This window comes from Mesorhizobium sp. M1E.F.Ca.ET.041.01.1.1, assembly GCF_003997355.1.
In the GTDB taxonomy this organism is placed as follows: Bacteria; Pseudomonadota; Alphaproteobacteria; order Rhizobiales; family Rhizobiaceae; genus Mesorhizobium.
This window is the reverse complement of record NZ_RZSL01000532.1, coordinates 1-4182: the sequence shown is the minus strand read 5'-3', so window position 1 is coordinate 4182 and position 4182 is coordinate 1. Positions and strand designations below refer to the sequence as shown.

The following is a 4182-nucleotide window of genomic DNA, read 5'->3' as shown; positions in this document are numbered from 1 at the left end:
TGGCGGCGCCGAGCACCGCGTAGCCGATGAGCGCCGCGGCGACAGCGTCGAGCAAGAGATTATTACCCGAGGCGATGTCGCCGCGTCCAAGCCGGGCGGCGAGCAAAATCCCGCCGATCGAGGCAAAAACTCCCGAAATGACGTAGGCCCAGATTTTGTATGCCTTGACAGGCGCGCCGGCGAGTTCGGCGGCCCGCTCGTTGCTGCCGACGGCATACATCATGCGGCCGAAGCGGGTGTATTCGAGGAAGAACCAGATCAGCACGGCAAGCACGACCAGCACCACCACCGAGACCGGGATCAGGCTCGGGATGAAGAAGTCGATGCGGTGGCGGCCGAGCGCCAGGAAAGCCTCGCTGAACTTGCCGTTGGCGACCGAACCGTCGGGCATGGTCATGCCGGTGGCGATCGAGCGACCTTCGGTCGGGATGCGTTGCAGACCGAGGAGCAGGAACATCATGCCAAGCGTCGCCAAGAGATCCGGCACGCGCATATAGACGATCAGCCAGCCGTTGATCAGGCCGACGACCACGCCGATGACCAGGCAGGCGATGACGGCGACAATGGCGTTCTGTTCCAGCACCACCATGGCATAGGACGCCGCCATCATGGCGCTGGTGGCGACTGAGCCGATCGACAGGTCGAAGCCGCCGACGACAAGCGTCGCGGTGACGCCGAGCGCCAGCACGCCGGTGATCGCCACCGACTGGAAGATGAAAACCGCGCTCTGCGGCGAGACGAAACCGTCGGCGGCGATCGCGAAATAGGCGATCAGGCCGAACAAAAGGACGATGAAGCCGTAGCGGATGGCATAGTCACGCAATGTCATCGAACGCTCCCGCTCTGCTGCCCTCTCCGCCAAACTGGAACTCATGCATGCACTCCAAGTCTCGTCATCGGTTCGGCTCACGTCGTGCCGTGCAGCGGCCCGCCGGCCACCTGCGCCAGCAGCCGGTCGAGGTCGATATCGGCGTTCCTGTGCTCGCCGACGATCGTGTGTTCCGACATCACCAGGATGCGGTCGGCAGTCTCCAGCGCCTCGTCGATCTCGGTAACGAAAAGGAGCGTGGCGCGGCCGTCGGCGCTTGCCCTCAGCTTGGCGGCGATGTCGCGCCTTGCCGAGATGTCGACGCCTTGGAACGGCTCGTCGAGGATGAACAGGCGTGAGGTCTGAGACATCCAGCGCGCCACCATTACCTTCTGCTGATTGCCGCCTGATAATGCCGCAAGCTCGTCCTTCTCGGAGCGGCAGACGATGCCAAGCTCATCGATCTGGCGGCGTGCGGCGGCACGCTCGGCGCGGCGCTTCATGACACTGAGGCTCGACATGCGCTTGAGGAACGGCAGGCTGATGTTGCGCTCGACGTTGAAGCCGCCGACGATGCCGCTCATCGCGCGGTCCTTGGCGACGAGGAAGACGCCCGCCGCAATCGCCTCGCGCGCCGATCGCGGCGCATAGGGCTTGCCGTCCATGTGCATGGTGCCTGCCAGCGGCTCGCGCACGCCGAACAGCGTCTCGGCCAGCGCCGTCTTGCCGACGCCGACCAGACCGGTGATCGCCACCACCTCGCCGGCGCCGAGCGTCATCGAGATCGGTTTGGCGCCATGCGCCAATTGCAGGCCTTCGGCGGTGAAGACCGCGCGCGCCGATTTTCTGGCGACGACCCGGTCGAGAAGGATCTTGCGGCCGAGCATGGCGTTGACCGCGCCTTCATAGTCGAGCGGCTTTTGGTCGAAGACACCGGAGATGACGCCGTCGCGCATCGAGACGATACGGTCGGCAAGCCGCCGGATGTCGGACATGCGGTGCGAGATGTAGAGGATGGCGACACCATGCCCGCGCAGCCGGTCGATCAGCGAAAACAGCCGGTCTGCTTCGGCGCTCGACAGCGAGGAGGTCGGCTCGTCGAGGATCAGCACCTTAGGCTGGTGCGCCATGGCCCGCGCAATCGCCACCATCTGCCGGTCGGCGAGCGAAAGGTCGGCGACACGCGCCCTGAGATCGATAGCGAGCCCCATGCGATCGGCGACTGCCCGGGCCTCGGCGCGGACATTGGCGGGCTTGAACAACAGCGACGCGCCCTTGCCGCTCAGCCGGTCGAGCGTCAGGTTGGTGGCGACGTCGAGATCGGCAACCACCCCGTCATTGATGTTTTGATGCACGGTGACGACGCCGGCGCGGATGGCTTCCGCCGGCGTGCCGGGATCGAAGGCCCGGCCGGCGAGCCGCATCGTGCCGCCGTCGCGCGAATAGACGCCGCTGACGATCTTGACCAGCGTGGACTTGCCGGCGCCGTTGGCGCCCATCAGCACGGTGACCTCGCCCGCAAACAACTCAATCGAGATGCCGCCAAGCACCTCGTTCTGGCCGAAGGATTTCCTCAGACCCTCCACACGGAACACGGCATCTGCGCCCATTCGTTCCTCCCTGACCCGTGACGCTATGGGCTCACTCGTCAATTGTCAACACGATTGACATTTGCCAGAGCGCTTCCTAGCTTGGCCCCGCCGCCGTGGCTCCGCTATCGTCGGAACCCACGAGCAGGAGGGGAGAGAATGACCGGGAAGTTTGAAGCATTGTCGGTGGAGACGCTGCCGAAGCGCCTTGGCGAGACCACGGCGCTGACCGAGCGCATCGGTAACGATGCCAGCCGCTGGAAGGTACGCGAGGTCGGCGACGGCAATTTGAACCTCGTCTTCATCGTCGAGGGAGATCACGGCGCGGCGGTGGTGAAGCAGGCGCTGCCCTATGTGCGGCTGGTCGGCGACAGCTGGCCGCTGCCCTTGAAGCGCTCTTTCTTCGAATATCATGCACTGATCAGGCAAGAACGCCGAGCGCCCGGCTCGGTGCCAACGATCTACCATTTCGACGAAGGCCAAGCGCTCATCGTCATGGAGTATCTGGCACCGCCGCACATCATCCTGCGGCGCGCGCTGATCGATGGCCGCGAGCTGCCGAACATCGCACGCGACATCGGCCTGTTCATGGCCCGCACGCTGTTCCGCGGCTCGGACCTGTCGATGGTGACCAGAGAGCGCAAGGCCGACCTCGCTTTATTCGCCGACAATGTCGAGCTCTGCGACATCACCGAGAACCTTGTGTTCTCCGATCCATATTTCGACGCCGAGATGAACCGGCACACCAGTCCGCAGCTCGACGGACTGGTGGCCGAATTGCGCGCCGACCGCGACCTCAAGGTCGAGGCGCAGCGGCTAAAACATTCCTTCGCCGCCAATGCCGAGACGCTGCTGCATGGCGACCTGCATTCCGGCTCGATCATGGTCACCGATACCGAGACCCGGATGATCGATCCAGAGTTCGCCTTTTACGGCCCGATCGCCTTCGATGTCGGCATGCTGCTCGCCAATTTCTGGATGGCCTACTTCTCGCAGCGCGGCCATGAGCAGAACGGCGGCCGCGACTCGATGCGCGCCTATCTGCTCAAGGTCACGGCCGAGACCTGGGCCATCTTCCGCGCCGAGTTCTCGCATCTGTGGCGCACCGAGCGCACCGGCATGCTCTACCAGAAGAGCCTGTTCGAGGATCAGGGCGACCTCTTGGGTTCCGAGCAGGCGCTCGACCACATGCTTTCCGGCATCTGGACCGATTTGCTCGGCTTCGCCGGCATCGAGGTGCATCGACGCATCCTCGGCCTCGCCCACAATGCCGATTTCGAGACCATTGCCGATGAAAACCTGCGCGCCAGATGTGAGGCCAAGGCGCTGCGCTTCGGCCGCCACATCGCCGTCAACCGGCGTCAGATCCACAGCATCGACGAGGTCAACACTCTGGCCGCGCTGATCGAACAGGAGAGCAGAATTTGAACGTCGGCGAACGCCACTACCGCACCATCTGGCTGAGCGACGACAAGCGTTCGGTCGAGATCATCGACCAGCGCTGGCTGCCGCATGAATTCCGCATCGAGACGATCGGAACCGTCGCCGGCATCGCCACCGCGATCCGCGACATGTGGGTGCGCGGCGCGCCGCTGATCGGCGTCACCGCCGCCTATGGCGTCGCCATCCAGATGAGGGACGATCCGTCCGACGAAGCGCTCGATGCGGTGTGGGAGACGCTGCACAAGACGCGGCCGACGGCGATCAATCTGCGCTGGGCGCTGGACGAGATGCGGCGGTTTCTCAAGCCGTTGGCGCCGGGAGAGCGCGCCGCGGCCGCGTACC

General features: G+C 64.6%; 3 protein-coding genes and 1 pseudogene. 2 read left to right on the top strand and 2 right to left on the bottom strand.

Annotated features, from left to right (window positions below):
- Together EOA38_RS29530 and EOA38_RS29525 are read right to left on the bottom strand one after the other, a co-directional pair.
- The coding region (locus EOA38_RS29530; RefSeq protein ID WP_145966115.1) for an ABC transporter permease at nucleotides 1–829 on the bottom strand (829 nt) is incomplete at its 3' end.
- A 77-nt stretch (nucleotides 830–906) separates the two neighbouring features.
- Nucleotides 907–2418, bottom strand: coding sequence for a sugar ABC transporter ATP-binding protein (locus EOA38_RS29525; protein ID WP_127300893.1), 1512 nt, complete (start codon nucleotides 2416–2418; stop codon nucleotides 907–909).
- Between the two features lie 138 nt (nucleotides 2419–2556).
- On the opposite strand from EOA38_RS29525, the gene mtnK reads away from it, so the two are divergent.
- The gene (gene mtnK, locus EOA38_RS29520) at nucleotides 2557–3825 is read left to right on the top strand and encodes an S-methyl-5-thioribose kinase (RefSeq protein WP_127300892.1); all 1269 of its coding nucleotides are present in this window, start codon (nucleotides 2557–2559) and stop codon (nucleotides 3823–3825) included.
- A pseudogene (locus tag EOA38_RS29515) lies at nucleotides 3822–4182 on the top strand (S-methyl-5-thioribose-1-phosphate isomerase); the annotation flags it as partial. The gene mtnK and the pseudogene EOA38_RS29515, both read left to right, overlap by 4 nt.

What these genes read in the sequence shown, in the direction of transcription:
- EOA38_RS29525 (WP_127300893.1), bottom strand. Translation starts at nt 2,418, where the DNA reads ATGGGCGCAGATGCCGTGTTCCGTGTGGAGGGTCTGAGGAAATCCTTC.
- mtnK (WP_127300892.1), top strand. Translation starts at nt 2,557, where the DNA reads ATGACCGGGAAGTTTGAAGCATTGTCGGTGGAGACGCTGCCGAAGCGC.